The organism is Curtobacterium sp. MCBA15_012, assembly GCF_001864935.2.
In the GTDB taxonomy this organism is placed as follows: domain Bacteria; phylum Actinomycetota; class Actinomycetes; order Actinomycetales; family Microbacteriaceae; genus Curtobacterium.
The window spans coordinates 433,296-450,084 of the sequence record NZ_CP126267.1; the positions used below are offsets into that span (position 1 = coordinate 433,296).

The 16,789-nt window shown below is 74.4% G+C and carries 20 protein-coding genes; 14 read left to right on the forward strand and 6 right to left on the reverse strand.

The window, feature by feature from the left end:
- The first annotated feature begins 101 nt into the window (after nucleotides 1–101).
- Complete coding sequence (locus tag QOL15_RS02055) at nucleotides 102–1,028, forward strand: SDR family oxidoreductase (RefSeq protein WP_065961500.1); 927 nt, start codon at nucleotides 102–104, stop codon at nucleotides 1,026–1,028.
- 109 nt (nucleotides 1,029–1,137) lie between these two features.
- Here the strand turns inward: QOL15_RS02055 and QOL15_RS02060 are convergent, their stop codons facing one another.
- Nucleotides 1,138–1,461, reverse strand: coding sequence for a hypothetical protein (locus QOL15_RS02060; protein WP_065961453.1), 324 nt, complete (start codon nucleotides 1,459–1,461; stop codon nucleotides 1,138–1,140).
- A gap of 151 nt (nucleotides 1,462–1,612) precedes the next feature.
- Here QOL15_RS02060 and QOL15_RS02065 point away from each other — a divergent pair, with 151 nt between their 5' ends.
- Nucleotides 1,613–2,290, forward strand: coding sequence for a TetR/AcrR family transcriptional regulator (locus QOL15_RS02065; protein WP_139197405.1), 678 nt, complete (start codon nucleotides 1,613–1,615; stop codon nucleotides 2,288–2,290).
- A 166-nt stretch (nucleotides 2,291–2,456) separates the two neighbouring features.
- The gene (locus QOL15_RS02070; RefSeq protein ID WP_071246479.1) at nucleotides 2,457–2,651 is read left to right on the forward strand and encodes a DUF2795 domain-containing protein; all 195 of its coding nucleotides are present in this window, start codon (nucleotides 2,457–2,459) and stop codon (nucleotides 2,649–2,651) included.
- Nucleotides 2,652–2,815: 164 nt separating this feature from the next.
- Here QOL15_RS02070 and QOL15_RS02075 read toward each other — a convergent pair whose 3' ends face one another.
- On the reverse strand, nucleotides 2,816–4,324 hold the full coding sequence (locus QOL15_RS02075) for a threonine/serine exporter ThrE family protein (RefSeq protein WP_071246474.1): 1,509 nt from the start codon (nucleotides 4,322–4,324) through the stop codon (nucleotides 2,816–2,818).
- A 219-nt stretch (nucleotides 4,325–4,543) separates the two neighbouring features.
- Entirely contained in the window at nucleotides 4,544–4,984 is a 441-nt protein-coding gene (locus QOL15_RS02080) for an OsmC family peroxiredoxin (protein ID WP_071246472.1), read from the reverse strand.
- Nucleotides 4,985–5,263: 279 nt separating this feature from the next.
- On the opposite strand from QOL15_RS02080, the gene QOL15_RS02085 reads away from it, so the two are divergent.
- Nucleotides 5,264–5,887 (forward strand): DNA alkylation repair protein, encoded by a 624-nt coding sequence (locus QOL15_RS02085; protein WP_139197404.1) that lies wholly within the window; start codon nucleotides 5,264–5,266, stop codon nucleotides 5,885–5,887.
- A 54-nt stretch (nucleotides 5,888–5,941) separates the two neighbouring features.
- Here QOL15_RS02085 and QOL15_RS02090 read toward each other — a convergent pair whose 3' ends face one another.
- On the reverse strand, nucleotides 5,942–6,754 hold the full coding sequence (locus QOL15_RS02090; protein WP_071246468.1) for a polysaccharide deacetylase family protein: 813 nt from the start codon (nucleotides 6,752–6,754) through the stop codon (nucleotides 5,942–5,944).
- A gap of 285 nt (nucleotides 6,755–7,039) precedes the next feature.
- Between QOL15_RS02090 and QOL15_RS02095 the strand changes: the two genes are divergently transcribed.
- The 4 genes from QOL15_RS02095 to QOL15_RS02110 are packed head-to-tail and all read left to right on the forward strand — an operon-like array spanning nucleotide 7,040 to nucleotide 10,498.
- Nucleotides 7,040–8,230: a zinc-dependent alcohol dehydrogenase gene (locus QOL15_RS02095; RefSeq protein WP_071246466.1), complete on the forward strand. Its 1,191-nt coding sequence runs from the start codon at nucleotides 7,040–7,042 to the stop codon at nucleotides 8,228–8,230.
- A gap of 34 nt (nucleotides 8,231–8,264) precedes the next feature.
- Nucleotides 8,265–9,323: an NAD-dependent epimerase/dehydratase family protein gene (locus tag QOL15_RS02100; RefSeq protein WP_071246464.1), complete on the forward strand. Its 1,059-nt coding sequence runs from the start codon at nucleotides 8,265–8,267 to the stop codon at nucleotides 9,321–9,323.
- A 21-nt stretch (nucleotides 9,324–9,344) separates the two neighbouring features.
- The gene (locus QOL15_RS02105; protein ID WP_065961437.1) at nucleotides 9,345–9,773 is read left to right on the forward strand and encodes a DUF6314 family protein; all 429 of its coding nucleotides are present in this window, start codon (nucleotides 9,345–9,347) and stop codon (nucleotides 9,771–9,773) included.
- A gap of 47 nt (nucleotides 9,774–9,820) precedes the next feature.
- On the forward strand, nucleotides 9,821–10,498 hold the full coding sequence (locus QOL15_RS02110) for a pentapeptide repeat-containing protein (RefSeq protein ID WP_071246462.1): 678 nt from the start codon (nucleotides 9,821–9,823) through the stop codon (nucleotides 10,496–10,498).
- Between the two features lie 18 nt (nucleotides 10,499–10,516).
- Here QOL15_RS02110 and QOL15_RS02115 read toward each other — a convergent pair whose 3' ends face one another.
- Nucleotides 10,517–11,500: an NAD(P)/FAD-dependent oxidoreductase gene (locus QOL15_RS02115; RefSeq protein ID WP_071246460.1), complete on the reverse strand. Its 984-nt coding sequence runs from the start codon at nucleotides 11,498–11,500 to the stop codon at nucleotides 10,517–10,519.
- Nucleotides 11,501–11,566: 66 nt separating this feature from the next.
- On the opposite strand from QOL15_RS02115, the gene QOL15_RS02120 reads away from it, so the two are divergent.
- From QOL15_RS02120 to QOL15_RS02130, 3 genes are all read left to right on the forward strand, one after another.
- Entirely contained in the window at nucleotides 11,567–12,187 is a 621-nt protein-coding gene (locus tag QOL15_RS02120) for a helix-turn-helix domain-containing protein (RefSeq protein ID WP_065961432.1), read from the forward strand.
- Nucleotides 12,188–12,341: 154 nt separating this feature from the next.
- Nucleotides 12,342–13,025 (forward strand): hypothetical protein, encoded by a 684-nt coding sequence (locus QOL15_RS02125; protein ID WP_139197403.1) that lies wholly within the window; start codon nucleotides 12,342–12,344, stop codon nucleotides 13,023–13,025.
- Nucleotides 13,022–13,651 carry a hypothetical protein gene (locus QOL15_RS02130; RefSeq protein ID WP_071246456.1) on the forward strand — a complete coding sequence of 210 codons (630 nt, stop codon included), beginning with the start codon at nucleotides 13,022–13,024 and terminating at the stop codon, nucleotides 13,649–13,651. Before QOL15_RS02125 ends, QOL15_RS02130 begins: the two co-directional genes overlap by 4 nt.
- Nucleotides 13,652–13,854: 203 nt before the next feature.
- Here QOL15_RS02130 and QOL15_RS02135 read toward each other — a convergent pair whose 3' ends face one another.
- Nucleotides 13,855–14,616 (reverse strand): glycosyltransferase family 2 protein, encoded by a 762-nt coding sequence (locus tag QOL15_RS02135; protein ID WP_254780205.1) that lies wholly within the window; start codon nucleotides 14,614–14,616, stop codon nucleotides 13,855–13,857.
- A 166-nt stretch (nucleotides 14,617–14,782) separates the two neighbouring features.
- Between QOL15_RS02135 and QOL15_RS02140 the strand changes: the two genes are divergently transcribed.
- Genes QOL15_RS02140 through QOL15_RS02150 form a run of 3 tightly spaced genes read left to right on the forward strand, consistent with a single transcriptional unit; the run spans nucleotide 14,783 to nucleotide 16,742 of the window.
- Entirely contained in the window at nucleotides 14,783–15,712 is a 930-nt protein-coding gene (locus tag QOL15_RS02140) for a hypothetical protein (RefSeq protein WP_071246452.1), read from the forward strand.
- Nucleotides 15,709–16,152, forward strand: a complete 444-nt coding sequence (locus tag QOL15_RS02145; RefSeq protein ID WP_065961421.1) for a phage holin family protein — start codon at nucleotides 15,709–15,711, stop codon at nucleotides 16,150–16,152. The genes QOL15_RS02140 and QOL15_RS02145 overlap by 4 nt, the downstream gene beginning before the upstream one ends.
- Nucleotides 16,149–16,742, forward strand: coding sequence for a DUF3618 domain-containing protein (locus QOL15_RS02150; protein WP_071246450.1), 594 nt, complete (start codon nucleotides 16,149–16,151; stop codon nucleotides 16,740–16,742). Before QOL15_RS02145 ends, QOL15_RS02150 begins: the two co-directional genes overlap by 4 nt.
- The last annotated feature ends 47 nt before the right edge of the window (nucleotides 16,743–16,789 follow it).

Below are 16,789 nucleotides of genomic sequence, written 5' to 3' on the forward strand. Positions count from 1 at the left end.
GCCCCACGACCCGTCCCCCCGGGCGCCCCACGGCCCGTGCCCGACCGCGGGGGACACCCGCCTGGGCGGGCCGGGGTCCGCCCGTGCGTAGCGTGCGGGACATGACGGAGCAGCAGAACGACGCGGCAGCGGTGGACCAGTACACGATGCAGGACCCGACGGCGATGTACGCCGACAAGAAGCCCGACGAGCAGTACCTCGAGGGTGCCGGGACCGACGAGGAGATGGCGAAGAACGTCCCCGCGGACCACGGCGAGGACACCTACCGCGGCTCCGGCCGTCTGCAGGGCCGCAAGGCGCTCGTGACCGGCGGCGACTCGGGCATCGGCGCGGCCGTCGCGATCGCCTACGCACGCGAGGGCGCCGACGTCGCGATCGTGTACCTGCCCGAGGAGCAGGAGGACGCCGACCGCATCGTCGGGCTCATCGAGGCTGCGGGTCGCAAGGCCGTCGCGCTCCCGGGGGACATCACCGACCTCGCCTTCTGCGAGGAGCTCGTGCAGAAGACCGTCGACGAGCTCGGCGGGCTCGACATCCTCGTGAACAACGCCGGCAAGCAGCAGAACGTCGACGACATCACGAAGATCTCCGACGAGGAGTTCGACGAGACCTTCAAGACGAACGCCTACGCCACGTTCCGCATCACGAAGGCCGCGGTCCCGCACCTGAAGCCGGGCTCGACGATCATCAACACCACGTCGATCCAGGCGTACGCGCCGTCGCCGCACCTCGTGCACTACGCCGCGACGAAGGCGACCGTGAACAACATGGCCAAGGGCCTCGCCGCCCAGCTCGCGCCGAAGGGCATCCGCGTCAACGCGGTCGCCCCGGGCCCGATCTGGACGCCGCTGCAGCCCGCCGGTGGCCAGCCGCCGGAGGCGCTGCCCTCCGCCGGCGAGCAGACCTACCTCGGTCGCTGGGGACAGCCGGCCGAGCTCGCCCCCGCGTTCGTGTTCCTCGCGAGCGGCGAGTCGTCCTACGTGGTCGGCGAGACGCTCCACGTCGACGGCGGCATGCCGACGCCGTAGTCGTCACCACCCGCGCGACGCGCGTGGGGACGGACGGACGGGAGGCGCGGTGCCGGCTGGCACCGCGCCTCCCGTCCGTCCGTGGGTCGCGTCCACCGGCCGCGACCCGTCAGGAGTCCGCGGCCACCTGTGCGGCCATGCGTTCGAGCAGTTCGCGTGCCGACATGGCCGCGGTCAGCTCCACCTCGACCGGGTTGATGCCGACGGCCCGCTCGAAGGCGCGTCGCCGGGCCTGCTCGGCGACCGGGACCTCGGGACGCTGGGGCAACGCGGCGATCGCACGGGCCGCCGCGGCGAACGCACCGGTCGGTGCACCGAGCTGCTGCCACATGGTCCGGACGTCGTGGGCGACCTGCTCGTCGTCGCCGCCGAACTCGAAGCCGGCCGAGGCCATGGTGGCGAGCCCCTGGGCGATCGGGTCCTCGGGAGTCATGTCCCGATGGTCGCACGGCGCGGTGCACGGACGTCGGGAGGACTCCCGTTGTCCCCCGACATGCCGACACTCGTGCGGGGGGCTGCTGACCCCTCGCCGAACCGGTTGGATGGTCGTGGTGGACAGGACGTCCACGGCGACGGAGGGCACGATGCTCGAACACACCAGCGCGGACACGCAGGCGGCAGCCGCCGCGGCCGCCACCCTGCACCTGCGGATCACGATCGTCGGGGCGACGGTCGACCTGTTGCGCGACGTGCCCTTCCACGAGGCGCACCCCGGCCTGGTCGCCGAGCGCATGGACATCCCGCTCGAGGAGCTCCGTCGGCACTTCCCGTCGTGGGACGGCCTCGTGCTCGCGGCCCTCGACCGGTGGAACGGCGCCCGGATGGACGAGGTCACGCACGAGGTCGGCGACGGGTCGACCGTCGACCTGCTCCGTGCGATCGTGGCCTCGAGCGCCGAGGACCCCGCCCTCATGCGGCTGCTCGTCGCCCTGCTGTCCGTCGCGGGCAACCCCGCGCACCCGATGGCGACGTACCTGCGCTCGCGCTACCAGCTGTTCTACGCGCAGATCAAGCGTGGGCTGGAGCACGACGTCGCGGTCGGTCGAGCCCCGCACACGATGGACCCGCGACGGGGTGCGGAGCAGCTCATCGCCCTGTACGAGGGGCTCCAGCTGCAGGCGCTGCTGCGTGCCGACCTCGACCTCGTCGCCGCGTTCGACCGGGCCGTGGCGCGGCTCGAGCGCGGGTGGATGGAGCGGTACGAGCCCGCTGCTGCCGCCCGGTTCTCGGCATGGCGCGAGGGCGGCAGCTGGGAGATCTGAGCCGGGGAGCGCGCTGCCCGCGACCGGCCCAGCGACGGGCCGTCGGCGCTCCCGTGGGCGGCTGAGCCGCTGAGCGCGCTGGGCCGCTGAGCCGCTGAGCGCGCTGCCCGCGACGGCGCGCAGGGGTGCGCGCATACTCAGTGGGTCCCCGAGCGAAGGAGCCGACATGGCAGCACCGAACCCGATCCAGGTCCAGAAGTACCTCAGCGGCATCGACTACCCGGCGTCGAAGGACGACATCGTGTCGAAGGCCGAGCAGGAGGGTGCCGACGGCGACGTCCTGGACGCCCTGAAGAACATCCCGGACGGCGACTACGACGCCCCCACGGCGGTCTCGAAGGCCGTCTCCGACGCGGGCTGACGCACGCGTGGCGGCGGGCCCGGGGCTCGCCGCCGCCCCCGCCCGTGCGGACGCCGTCCGATCTCACGCGCTGGGCGACGGCTCACGGCCCGACACGGGCGTGAGGTGTCGCCCAGCGCGTGACGTCGTCGAGGGGTCGGCAGGCACCGCCCCGCCCACCGCCGTCAGCGCGGCCGCGGACCCCGGGGGACGGTCCCGTTGCCGGGGTCGTACCCGGTGTCGCGCAGGACCGGGATCGCCCTCGTGTCGTTGTGGACCGAGTGCACCGTCACGCGGCGGGCACGGCGCAGGGCACGCCTGGCACCGGGCGTCGCGAGCAGGCCGCCGAGCACGAGCCCCGCTCCGATGCCGAGCGCGACCGACACCGCCGCGACGAAGTCGATCGCCGACCCGGACGAACCGGACATGAAGTCGAGCAGCGCGCTCGACACCGCGACACCGGGCAGCAGTGCTCCGCAGAACGCCGGGACCGCGATCGCCGCCACCGCCGTCCGCATCCGTGCGGCCGCGATCGTGGACAGGACGCCGAGCACCACCGATGCGAGGAACGTCGCCCCGAGCAGCGGCAGGCCCAGGTGTCGCATGCTCCACAGTGCCGTGCCGGACACCACCGAGAACACCACCGCGACCGGGATCACGCGCGCGCTGGCCTGCTGCACGAAGCAGTTCGCCGCCGCGGACACCACCGTCAGCGACAGGGATGCCCAGAGCGGCAGCGGGCGCAGGGCGATCCCGGACGGGTCGACCTCGATCCGGAGCCACTGCAGCACCGCGATGCCCGCCGGGACCCCGACGACGATCGCGGCGATGACCAGGCCGATGTAGAACGCCCGGGCGACGGCCATCGCCCGGAACCCCGAGATCGCGTCCTGCGCCCACGTCACGAGCGACACGTGCGGCAGCAGCAGGACGACCAGGGCCGCGACCATGGTGGCCGCTCCCGTCGCGGTGAGCACGTCGGCCCAGATCGCCAGGGTGCCGAGCGCCGAGGCCACGGCGGCCTGCGCACCGGACACGAAGAACTGCGGGAAGCCCCGACCGGTCAGCCACCGGCCGGACAGGATGATCCCGAGCATGAGGACGAACGCGCCGATGCCGGCCCGCCACCCACCGCCGGCCTGCATCGCGATCGACGTGCCGAGGACGGACAGGCCGACGTCGGCGAGCCAGGTCGGCCACCGCGGCGGCAGGCGGAGCACGGCGACGAGGGCGCTCACGGCCGAGGTCATGTCCCGCTCGCCGTGCACGAGGTCGTCGACGATCTGGTTCGCGCGGGCCAGCCGGTCGAGGTCGGAGCCGTCGGACTGCACCGACCGGACCTTGACGAGCGGCGGGCCCTCGGACGGGGCGTACTGGATGGTCACGGAGCTGCCCGAGAAGTCGAGGTCGAGCGGCGCGAGGTTCCACTTGGTGGACACCGCGACGACGGCGGTCTCGACGCTGCGGGTGTCGGCCCCCGAGGCGAGCATGACCTCGGCGAGGTCGAGGCAGAAGTCGACGATCTGCACCGGCGAGTACTGCTCGCGAGGCCGGGTGTCCGGCGTGACGTCCTCGTACAGGGTGCCGCGCAGCCGGGCCCGGGCGTCGCGGATGTCGTGCTGCGCGAGGGCGCGGACGCGGGGTCGTGGCGGGCGGCTCGGCCGCGGGACACCGGGGAGGAACTGCTCGGCCATCCCGCCATGGTGCCAGTCGTGGTCCGCCGAGTCCGGGTGCGGGCTGAGCGCCGCCGGTGGCGGCGCGGGGCGTCTGCTCGGCGCGGGCTGACGTGCCCGGGCGGGTCGCGTCCTGGTGGTGCCCCGTGACGGACTGGAGGCGCGGTGCCAGCCGGCACCGCGCCTCCAGTCCGTCACGTGCGTCCGTCACGTGGTGACGTCCGTCACCCCGGGTGGGGACTACTGCTCGAAGGTCGCCTTGAGCGCGATGTCGACGCCGGTGAGCGCCTTGCTGACCGGGCAGGTCGCCTTGGCTTCGTCGGCCGCCTTGAGGAAGGTGGCCTCGTCGATGCCGGAGACCTCGCCGCTGACGGTGAGGGTGATGCCGGTGAGCTTGAAGCCGCCGTTGCTGTCCGGGCCGAGCGAGACGTCGGCCTTGACGTCGAGGGCCTCGACGGTGCCGCCGGCCTCGCCGAGGACGGCCGAGAACTGCATCGCGTAGCAGGCGGAGTGGGCTGCGGCGATGAGCTCCTCGGGGCTGGTGGTGCCGCCGGCCTCGTCGGCGGCGCGCTTCGGGAAGGAGACGTCGTAGGTGCCGACCTTGGAGCTGGACAGCTCGACCTGGCCGGAGCCGTCCTCCAGGCCGCCGTTCCATGCGGTGCGTGCGGTGCGCGTGGGCATGCCGTTCCTCTCGTTGCGGGGGTGGCGTCGGTCCCGGCGCCGAGTCAGAGTCAATCGGAGAACGAGCGTTCTCGCAACCGGCTCTCGGGGAAGACGCAGGCTGCCCGCGACGGGTGCGCAGACCGGCCAGGAGGGTCGTGTCGATGGAGCAGGAATCGTCGGGTCGGGGCCGCGCACCCGACGGTTGCTGCTCCATCCGCGGTGGCAGGCCGACCGTCACGGGCGGGCGGGCGCAGGACACGTGTGGAGCAGGACCGCGCGACGACTACCGTGTCCGGGATGCAGACACGTGACGCCGAGGCGGTCCTCGCCGCCCTCGCCCGCACGTCCGGCGACGTCCCGGGGGCCCGCCGGGTCGCCCGGCAGTTCGCCGACCTCGACGCGGGCGAGCGCTCCGCACTGCTGTGGAGCGAGGACGCCGGGGCCCGGCTCGTCGCGGTCCTGCTGCTCGTGCAGGCGATGCGCGATCGGCCCGACGCCGAGCTGACCGACGAGTACCTCGCCGCCGCGAAGGCCGAGCGGTTCGAGGACCCGGCGCTGGTCGACCTGGCAGCCGAGGAACTCGTCGGCGCCCCGCTCGTCGGCGGCTCGACCGGGCCGCTGTTCGCGCTCGCGAAGTCCGACGTGGCGATGGTCCGGCGGATCGCGGTCGTGGCGACGCTGGCGTTCGTGAAGCAGGGCGACGCCGAGGTCCCGCTCGGGATCGCCGGTCGGCTCGTGCGGGAGCGCACCGAGACGGTGCAGTCGGCCCTCGGGTGGGTGCTCCGCGAGACCGGGAAGCGGGCGTCCGAGGCGGCGCTCGTCGCGTTCCTCGAGCGGCACGGGCGGTTCCTGACACCCGCGGCCCGGGCGACCGCGACCGAGCACCTGCCCCCGGCGGAGCGGGACCGGCTGCGCGGCTGACCGCCCAGCCTCCCCGCCGCCCGCACCCTCGCGCGCCACGCGGGCCGGACGGCGTCAGCGCGCGAAGACGTCGTCGAGCGTGTACGTCGCCAGACCCCGCTGCTCGAGCAGGGCGTGCAGCCGCGGCAGCGCCTCGATCGTGCCGGGGTGGTTCGCGTGCCCGATCACGATGTGCGCCGGCTGGAACCACTGCTCCGCGAAGCCGAGGATCTGGTCCGCGGTGATGTCGCCCGAGTCGGCCAGGGTGCCGTACCAGAGCAGGGGCGTGGTGTAGCCGACGGCCGCAGCGGCCCGGTCCACCCGGGCGTCGTGGTAGCCGAACGGCGGCCGGAAGTACGGCTTCGCGTCGACGCCGAAGGTGTCCTGGATGAACGCGTGGTTCCGCGTCAGCTGGTCCTGGACCGCCTGGTCACCGAGCTTCGTCAGTGCCGGGTGGTCCCACGTGTGGTTGCCGAGCTGCACCTGCCCGGAGGCGACGAGCGGCCGCAGCAGGTCGGCGTGCTCGGTCCACGCCGGGCGGACGCCGTTCACGAAGAACGTCAGACGCGTGCCCGTCTCCGCGGCGAAGCGGGCGTAGGCGCCGACGACGTCCGAGGAGGCCCCGTCGTCGACCGTCCAGGCGATCCCCGGCGTACCCTCGGGGAGCCCGGTCACGGTGCCGGGCGGCAGCGGCACCTTCGTCAGCGTGGGCCGCGTCGGCGTCGGCGTCGGTGTCGGTGTCGCCGTGTGCGTGGGAGAGGAGGGCGGCCGCGCCGACGGGGAGCGTCGCGGCCCGTCGGACCCCGGTGAGCAGGCCGCGAGGAGCCCGGCGGCGAGGGTGCCGGTCGCGCTCGCGAGGAGCGTCCGGCGCGTGGTGCTGTGGTCCATCGCGCCCAGCGTGACGCGCGCGGGGTGCGGCGCGCATCGGCGGTCGGGCGGAGACCGCGCTGGCCGACCGGCCATGACGTCGGACACGGGACGGGAGGCGCGGTGCGGGCCCGCCCCGCCGGCGCGGTCGGGCGACGAGGCCGGAACCGGACCACGGTGCGGGCCCGCACCGACGGTGCGGCCCGGGACGGGGCTGGGAACGCACCACGGGGCGGGCGCGTACCGACGAGGGTGACGTGGGTCGCGCCTCCAGGCCGGCCCCGAGCTCCACGAGAGGAACGCGACGTGCGCGCACTGACCTGGCAGGGCACCGAGAAGGTGTCCGTCGAGACCGTCCCCGACCCGACCATCCAGGAGCCGACCGATGCGATCGTGCGGATCACGTCGACCGCGATCTGCGGCTCCGACCTGCACCTGTACCGGGTCCTCGGCCCGTACATCGACAAGGGCGACGTCCTCGGGCACGAGCCCATGGGCATCGTCGAGGAGGTCGGCTCGGCCGTCACCAACCTGAAGGTCGGCGACCGCGTCGTCATCCCCTTCAACATCTCGTGCGGCCACTGCTGGATGTGCCAGCACGGCTTCCAGTCGCAGTGCGAGACGACGCAGGTGACCGAGTACGGCACCGGCGCCTCCCTGTTCGGCTACACCAAGATGTACGGCCAGGTCCCCGGCGGGCAGGCCGAGTACCTGCGCGTGCCGCACGCCGACTACGGCCCCATCAAGGTGCCGGACACCGGTGCCGACGACCAGTGGCTCTTCATGAGCGACATCCTCCCGACCGCCTGGCAGGCCGTGCAGTACGCCGACGTGCCCGAGGGTGGCACGCTCGCGGTGCTCGGCCTCGGCCCGGTCGGCCAGTTCGCCGCGCGGATCGGCAAGCACCTCGGCTACCGGGTGCTCGCCGTCGACCCCGAGCAGGTCCGCCGCGACCTCGGTGCGAAGCACGGCATCGAGGTGTTCGACATGTCGGACGACCTCGTCCCGCAGCTCGTCGACCTGACCGACGGCCGCGGGCCCGACGGTGTCGTCGACGCGGTCGGGATGGAGGCGCACGGCAACCCGGTCGCCGGGTTCGCGCAGCGCGCCGCGGGCCTGCTGCCCGACAAGCTCGCCCAGAAGGCGATCGAGACGGCCGGCGTCGACCGGCTCGCGGCGGTGCACACCGCGATCGACCTGGTGCGCCGCGGCGGCACGGTGTCGCTCTCGGGCGTGTACGGCGGCATGGCCGACCCGATGCCGATGATGACGATGTTCGACAAGCAGATCACGATCCGCGAGGGGCAGTGCAACGTCCGCCGCTGGGTCGACGACCTCATGCCGCTCGTGTCCGACTCCGCCGACCCGCTCGGCACGCTCGACCTGACCACCCACCGGGTGTCGCTCGAGGACGCGCCGCACATGTACTCGGTCTTCCAGAAGAAGGAGGACGGCTGCATCAAGGTCGTGCTCGACCCCGCGATGGCCGCCGCCTGATGACGGCCCCGACCGGACCCGGGCGGGTGCGCTGATGCGCGTCGTCGTGGTGGGCGCCACCGGCAACGTCGGTACGGGCGTGCTCCGACGGCTCGCGGCTGCGCGCCTGGCCGGGGACGGTCGGGCCGGCGAGGCCGACGGCCTGCAGGTCGTCGGTGTCGCCCGTCGTCTGCCCGACGCCCGGGTCGCGCCCTACGACGTGGCGGAGTGGCACCGGGTGGACGTCGGTGACCCGCACGCGGTCGACGCCCTCACCGCGGTGTTCCGGGATGCCGACGCCGTGGTGCACCTGGCGTGGGCGCTCCAGCCGACGCACGACATCCCGGCGCAGCACCGGACGAACGTCACGGGGACGGCGAACGTCCTCGAGGCCGTCGCGCGCGCCGGCGTCGGGCAGGTCGTCGTGGCGTCGTCGGTCGGCACCTACCGCGGCGTCGACGTCGCGGGCAAGCGGACCCCCGTCGACGAGTCGTGGCCCGCGACCGGGATCCCGACGGCGACGTACTCGGTGCACAAGGCCGCGAACGAGGCCGCCATGGACGACTTCGAGCGGGAACACCCCGACATCGTCGTCACCCGATTGCGGCCCGGCCTGGTGTTCCAGCGCGGGGTGGCCGCCGAGCTCCGCGGGCTGTTCCTCGGGCACCTCGTGCCGATGCGGATCGTCCGGTGGATCCGCTGGGCCGTGCTGCCGCTGCCGTACCCGTTCGTGTTCCAGGCCGTGCACGCCGACGACCTCGCCGACGCGTACTGGCGCGCAGTGGACCGCCGAGCGGCCGGGGCGTTCAACATCGCCGCGGCCCCCGTCCTCACCCCGCCCCGGGTGGCGCGGGCGTTCGGCATGCTCGGCGCGGTCCGGGTGCCGCTCCGGCTCGTCCGCGGGCTCGTCACGCTGACCTGGCGGCTCCGCCTGCAGCCGACGGACGCCGGGTGGGTCGACATCGCCGCCGGGGTGCCCGTCATGCGCACCGACCGCGCCCGGGCCGAGCTCGGGTGGGAGCCGCGGCACTCGGCGGAGGAGGCCCTGCGGGTGCTCGTCGACGGCTTCGCGGACGGCGCGCACGTCGCGGCGTCCGGGCCGTTGCGGGGCTGACCGGGGTCGTACCCTGGTCGGGTGCTGACGCCGACGGACCTGCTCGGGGAGTGGCGCCTCGACCGGACGATCGAGGACCGCCTCGCCGGGCAGCACGGGACCGTCACCGGGACCACGACGCTCACCGCGACCGCTCCCGACGAGGTGCGCTGGGACGAGTCCGGCACGATGACCCTCGGCGGCCGCACCACCCCGGTGTCCCGGACGCTGACCGTGCGCCGTGGCCCGGACGGCACGTGGACGGTGCACTTCTCGGACGGACGGGTCTTCCACCCGTGGACCTGGGGGTCGACGGTCGAGCACGCCTGCGCGCCGGACGACTACCGGGGGATCCTCGACGGCGACCGGACCCGGTGGACCGTGCGCTGGGTGGTGGCGGGCCCGGCGAAGGACCACACGCTCGACAGCGTCCTGACGCGGCCCGGCAGCCGGGGTCGCACCGAGTCCTGACCCGCGGCCCGTCCCACCGCGTCGGTCGTCCGCGGCAGACTGACCGCATGGCCCGCAGAACCTCGTCCCCCGACGGCACCGACGCCCCGCGCCTGACCGCGACGGCACCGACCGACCTCGAGGACTGGACGCCGGCCCCCGGTGACCTGCTCACGGGCGACCGCGTCGAGGGCAAGCGCATCGGCGTCCTCGACGTCGCGGGGGAGCGGCTGCCCGACGTCGAGCTCGAGGAGTGCGTCGTCGACACGCTCCGGGCGGACGACACCGACCTGCGCGGCCTGCGGGTCCGCGACTCGACGATCGAGACCCTCGACGCCCCGGTCCTGCGGGCGTCGAGCAGCTCGTGGCGCGGGGTCCGCATCGGCGGCGGTCGCGTCGGTTCGGCGGAGCTGTACGACGCGGAGCTCAACGACGTCGTGTTCACCGGCCTGAAGCTCGGCTTCGTGAACCTGCGCGGCTCGACCCTCACCGACGTGGTGTTCCGCGACTGCGTGATCGACGAGCTCGACCTCGGCGACGCCCGGCTGCTGCGGGTGTCGTTCGAGGGGTTGACGATCCGCGCGGTCGAGGGCACCGGGACCCGGGTCGAGCACGTCGACCTGCGCCGCGCGGACCTCGACCGGGTCGAGCGGCTGGAGGGCCTGCGCGGCGCGACGATCGGCTCGGACCAGCTCTTCGCGCTCGCCCCGCTCCTCGCCGCGCAGGCCGGCTACCGCGTCGGCTGACCCGCCGCCCAGGCCGGGTTACCGCGTCGGCTGACCCGCCGGTACCGCGGCCAGCGCCGCCGCGAGGTCCGCCCGCACCAGGTCCCCGTGCACCGCGGCCCCCGTCTGCGTCCCCGCCGCGGCCGAGGCGATCACGGTGGCCATCGGCGTGGTGACGTTCCCGGCCGCGTAGACCCCGCGCACCGACGTCTGCCCGGTGCCGTCCACCGGGAGCGTGCCGCCGAACCGGAAGCCGTCGACCACGAAGTCCTCGACCGCCAGCCCGAGCCCGTCGAGGTGCTCGACGCGGGGCTCGGCCGTGCTCGACGCGGCCAGGGCGTCGAGCGCCACGACCTCGCCCGACCCGAGCCGGACGCCGGTGAGGCGACCCGCGTCCGACTCGACCCGTGCGACCCGTTCGTCGCGCACGGTGATCCCGCGCGCTGCGAACCCGGCCCGCGCGGTCGCGTCGACCAGGTCCGGGTCGGCGACGAACGCCGTCACCCGGTCGCTCAGGGTCCGGAACATGAGCGCGTGGTGCGGCCCCGTCGGCGAGGTCACGAGCACACCGATCCGCTGGTCGCGGACCTCCCACCCGTGGCAGAACGGGCAGTGCACGACGCCGCGCCCCCACTGCTCCGCGAGCCCCGGCACGTCCGGCAGCACGTCGACGGCGCCGGAGGCGACGACCAGCCGACGGGCGGTGACGCGCCTGCCGGAGTCCAGCGTGACCGAGAACGCGACCGCGTCGGGACCGTCGGTCGGTGTCGCGGACGCGGCCACGATCCTCCCGTCCGTCACCGCGACGCCGTAGGAGACGACCTCCTGCCGACCGATGCGGTGCAGCTCGCGGGGCGCGACGCCCTCGCGGCCCAGGTAGTTGTGTGCGCCCGCCGCGGGCGCGTTGCGCGGTTCGCCGGAGTCGACGACCAGGACGGACCGGCGTGACCGGCCGAGGATCAGTGCTGCGGACAGGCCGGCGGGGCCACCGCCGATGACGACGACGTCGAAGTGGTTCTGCATGCGGACACCGTCCCGCCGTGCGTGCCGCGCTGGCAACCATCCTTGCCGGTCTGGCAACATGGCGGCATGGACACCAGCCGGGAGGAACGGATCGCCACCCGCACGACGGCCCAGGTGGTCGAGGCGGTCGGCCCACGACTCCGCGCCCTGCGTGCGCGACGAGACGTCACGCTGGGCGCGCTCTCCGAGCGCACCGGCATCTCCGTCTCGACGCTGTCCCGGCTCGAGTCGGGGCAGCGGAAGCCGACGCTCGAACTCCTGCTCCCGCTCGCGAAGGCGTACCAGGTGCCGCTCGACGACCTGGTCGGGGCGCCGCAGACCGGGGACCCGCGCGTGCACCTCAAGCCCGAGCAGCACGGCGGACGCGTGGTGGTGCCGCTCACCCGACGCACCGGGGGTGTCCGGTCGTTCAAGCAGCTGTACCCGCCCGAGCCCCCGACGGCCGACCGCACGCAGCGCACGCACGAGGGCTACGAGTGGCTCTACGTGCTGTCCGGACGGCTGCGGCTGCTCCTCGGCGACCGCGACTTCGACCTCGGGCCGGGTGAGGTCGTCGAGTTCGACACGCACACGCCGCACTGGGTCGGCAACACGAGCGACGAGGTCACCGAGGTGCTCTGCCTGTACGGGCCGCAGGGCGAGCGGGCGCACGTGCGGTCCCGCCCGGGGCGCAGCGACGGGGCGTGACCGCGGGCCGGGACGGACGTGGTCGGAGCCGCGCGGCGGTGTCGTGCAGCGTCGATGCGTCGGCGTCGATCCACCGTGGAACATGACATTCGGAATGTTCTCGGCGCTCGGGCCCGACGATGGCACCTCCCTGTCCCCGACCGGAGGAGGCACCGTGCCCCGTTCCCCCCGTCCCGTCCGCCTGGCGCTCGCCGGCACCGTGATCGCGCTCGCCGCGTGCGCGGTCGCCCCGGCCACCGTCGCCAGCGCCGCCCCGACCGTGCCCGCGTCCGCCAGCACCGCCGCGGACCGTCCGCTCGTGACCTCGTTCGCCCAGCAGACGTTCGTCCGCGACCAGCTCGTCGTGGTCCGGGTCGCGCTCGGGCTGTCCACCCCGAACCCGGTCGACGTCCGCGACGACCAGGGCCGCCTCGTCGCCACCACGCCGACCGGCGGGCAGACCTCGCTCATGCTCCGCCCGGACGGGCAGGACCACGCGCGCTACACGGTGGTCTCCCGCGACGGCGCCGAGCGCACCGACACGATCACGGTCGACTTCTCGGGGCTGCCGCTCGACGCGCCGTCCGACCACACCGACACCGACGAGGTCCAGCGCATCTCGCGCGCCGTCGCGGGCGGGTCGCTCGACCACACCCTGCGCGTCACGGGTGTCCCCGGTGCGACGATCACCCTCACGGTGAACGGTGTCGCGACCTCGGCGACGGCCGACGCCACCGGCAGCGCGGCACTCCCGGCGCACTTCACCCCCGGGCAGAACGCGATCGCGCTGTCGCAGTCCCTCGGCGCGAAGCAGTCCGTCGTCCGGACGTACGGCTACCAGCTCGGGGGCGGCCGGTGAGCGCCCGCCGCCTCGGGGTGACCACGGCCCTCGTGCTCGGCGTCGGTGCCGCCCTCGTCGTACCGACCGCCGCCACCGCGGCGACCGCGACAGGGGTGCCCACCCCGACCGCTCCGTCGACCGTCGCCGCGGCGTCCGCGCACGCCAGCGCGCTGCACGTGGACGCGGTCCGCGCCACCCGGACCGGCTACACCGTCCTGGTCAGCGGCGGGACGCCGTACGCCTCGGCGAGCATCCGTACCGCGCTGCCGCACTCCCCGGTCCACGAGGAGTGGCTCGACGCCGACGGCTCCGGGGTGTTCTCGATCCGCGCGTCCACGGCGTTCTCGTTCGGCGTGGTGATCGAGGACGAGACCGGCGCGCGCCTCGAGACCGTCGTGGGTTCCGGGCGGCGCGGTGACCAGGGCCTCGCTGCCGTGGTCGAGCACCGGGACTGGTCCGGCCCGGTCGTCCGGGTGGCGGGCGCCGACGGGTTCGCCGTCGTGACCGACGAGCACGGGCGGGAGCTCGGCGCCGACGTGGTCGGGGCGCTCGGCCTCGACACCGTGCAGCTGCCGTCCTCGGTCCGCGCCGGTGACGTCGTGCACGTCGCGGTCGACGGTGAGACGGTGTCGCTGCGGGTCTGACCCGTCGGCACTCCCGTGCCGTCACCGCACCCCCGGTCCCGCCGTGGACCGGGGGTGCGGTGCGTCCGGGCCAGCGGTGCTTCCGGGGCCGGCGTGCGTCCGGGCCAGCGGTGCTTCCGGGGCCGGCGTGCGTCCGGCGTCAGCGGTGCGACCGGGACCGATGGCGTGTCGGGGAGCACCGTTCGTCCGGTGGTGCGTCCGGGTCAGCGGTGCGTCCAGCGCCCGCCGGCCCGACGCCGGAACGCGACCCGGAACCGCCGCGCCCACCGCCGCACCGGGTTCGCCCGCCGCCCGTTCACCCGGAACGTGTGGAACGCCCGCCGCGTGCGGAGCAGCGCCGAACCGATGCCCGAGAACGGCCGCGCCGACACCTCGACCGTGAGCGCACGGTCGACCACGACCCGCCAGGCCGGGTCGAACGCCATCGCCAGGTCGACGTCGTCGTGCACCTCGGGGTCGTCCCGGTGCACGCGCCCACGGGCCGCGGTCCAGGTCGAGCGCCGCAGGGCCGTCGCCGAGCCGAACAGGGGCGCCCGCCCGAGCGCCGACCAGACGAGCAGGAAGTACGGGCCCATGTAGAGCAGGTCCCACACGCGGCGCACCACGGGACCGCCGTCGTAGGGGCGTCCGGGACCGGTGACCGCGACGACGTCGGACCGCTCGAGCAGCCGCAGGGCGGTCGCGATCCACCCGGGCGGCGGGACCGAGTCGGCGTCCAGGCGCACGATGACGTCGCCGGCGGCGTGGTCGTACCCGCGGGCGGACGCCCGGGCGATGCCGCGGACGGGTTCGTGCAGCACGACCGCCCCGGCACGCCGTGCGACCGCGACGCTGTCGTCCGTGCTGCCGTTGTCGACCACGACGACCTCGTCGGGCGGTCGGGTCTGCGCCGACAGGGCACGCAGACAGCGGGCGAGGTGCTCGGCGTCGTCGAGCACCGGGACGACGACGGTCACACTCGGCACCCCTGCGATCCTGCCGCAGCCGCGCTGGACGGACGGCAGGATCCGCGTTGCACGGACGGATCCGCGCTCCGTGGCGTTCCTGGGCGAGGCCGCAGTGCGGTCCGCGCACGGTCGGCTCCAACGCCCCGGGTGACCTGCCCGTGGCGACCCGACCGGAAGGCCGACCATGACCACGAACCCACCCGGGAACGACTCCGGGACGCCCATCCACGACGCGACGGCAGCGGCCGAGGGCCACGAGGTGCGCCCCGGCGTCTTCGTCCCGTCCTTCGCCGGCGGCTCGACCGACACCCCGTCCGGCGACAGCACCTTCGACGACGCCGCCTTCGACGACACCGTCCGTCGCCCCGAGGGCTTCGACGACGTCGAGCCGCTCGACGCGCTGCCCGCCGACGAGCAGCTCCCCGCGACACCGTCCGCCGCGGGCGCCGCTGCCCCCGTGACGTCGAGCACGACGACCGGCGGCGGCTTCGACGACGCCGTCGGCGGCCCGCTCGGCGGTCCGTCGTCCGGCATCGGCGGCACGACCGGCTCCGTCCCGAGCACCGGCGGGCCGACCGGCGGCGACTCAGGCTCCGGATCCGGTGGCAAGGCCGACGCAGCCAAGGGTGCCGCCCAGGACGTCGCCGGTGACGCGAAGGCCAAGGCGGCCGACGTCGCCGGCACGGCCAAGGAGCAGGCGGCCAACGTCGCATCCGAGGTCGGTGACCACGCCAAGCAGCTCTACGGCCAGGCGTCCGAGACGCTCAAGGGCCAGGCCGCCGACCAGCAGCAGCGTGCCGCCGGGGGCCTCCGCAGCCTCGGCGAGCAGCTCGGTCGGATGGCCGAGAACGACGACGAGCAGGGCGTCGCGTCGAAGGTCGTCCGCGACCTGTCGACCCGTGCCACCTCGGTCGCCGGCTACCTCGAGGACCGCGACCCCGGTTCGCTCCTCAGCGAGGTGAAGTCCTTCGCCGCGAAGCGCCCCGGAACGTTCATCGCGCTCGCCGCCGGCGCCGGGCTGCTCGCCGGCCGCCTGACCAAGGCGCTCACCGCCGAGGTGAAGCACGAGAAGGAAGCCGAGCACCACACCGACGGGACGGTGGACGGCGCATGAGCCAGAGCACGCCCGGGGGCTTCCCGGCCGCGGAGCCGTCACCCGAGGAGCGCGCGGCCACGACCCCGCTCGGCCAGCTGCTGTCCGACGTGTCCCAGGACCTGTCGACGCTGTTCCGTCAGGAGGTCGCCCTCGCCAAGGCCGAGCTGACCCAGTCGGCCAAGAAGGCGGGCAAGGCCGGCGGCATGTTCGGCGGCGCCGGACTCACCGCGCTGTTCGCCCTGCTGTTCCTGTCGATCGCCGCCTGGTGGGGTCTCGGGTACCTCATCGGCAACGCGTGGTCGGCGGTCGTGATCGCCGTCGTGTACGGCATCGTCGCGGCGGTCCTCGCCGTCCGCGGCCGCCGGGAGATCAAGGAGATCCAGGGCGCCCCGCAGACGGTCGAGACCGTCAAGGAAGTCCCCGAAGCACTCAAGCCGAACACCGGGAGGAACCGATGAGCACCCCAGATGAGATCCGCGCCGACATCGAGCGCACCCGCGGCACGCTCGGCTCCGACGTCGACGCGCTCGCCGACAAGGTCAGCCCGTCGTCGATCGCGCACCGCCAGACCGAGAAGGTGAAGAGCCGCTTCCAGGGCGTCCGCGAGTCCGTCATGGGCGCGGCCGACTCCGCCCGGTCGAGCGTGTCCGGCTCGGCGTCGAGCGTGTCCGACTCGGCCTCCGGCGTCGCCGGGCAGGCGAAGGACGTCGCGCACCAGGGCGTCGCGAAGGCGAAGGGCAACCCGCTCGCGGTCGGCCTGATCGCGTTCGGTGCCGGGTGGCTCGTGTCGTCGCTGCTGCCCACGACGGACAAGGAGGAGGAGCTGGTCGGTGAGCTGAAGGACCGCGCCGCACCCCTCGTCGAGGACGTCAAGGAGCAGGCGAAGGACGTCGGTTCGCAGCTCGGGGACGTGGCGAAGGAGCACGCGCAGGACCTGAAGGGCACCGCGCAGGACGCGGCCCAGACCGTCAAGGACGAGGCGCAGGGCGCCGCGTCGGACGTGCAGGACCACGCGAAGAGCGCTGCGGACGACGTGCGCAGCAACTGACGGTCGCCACGACCGCGACCGTGACCACGGTCGGACGGGAGGCGCGG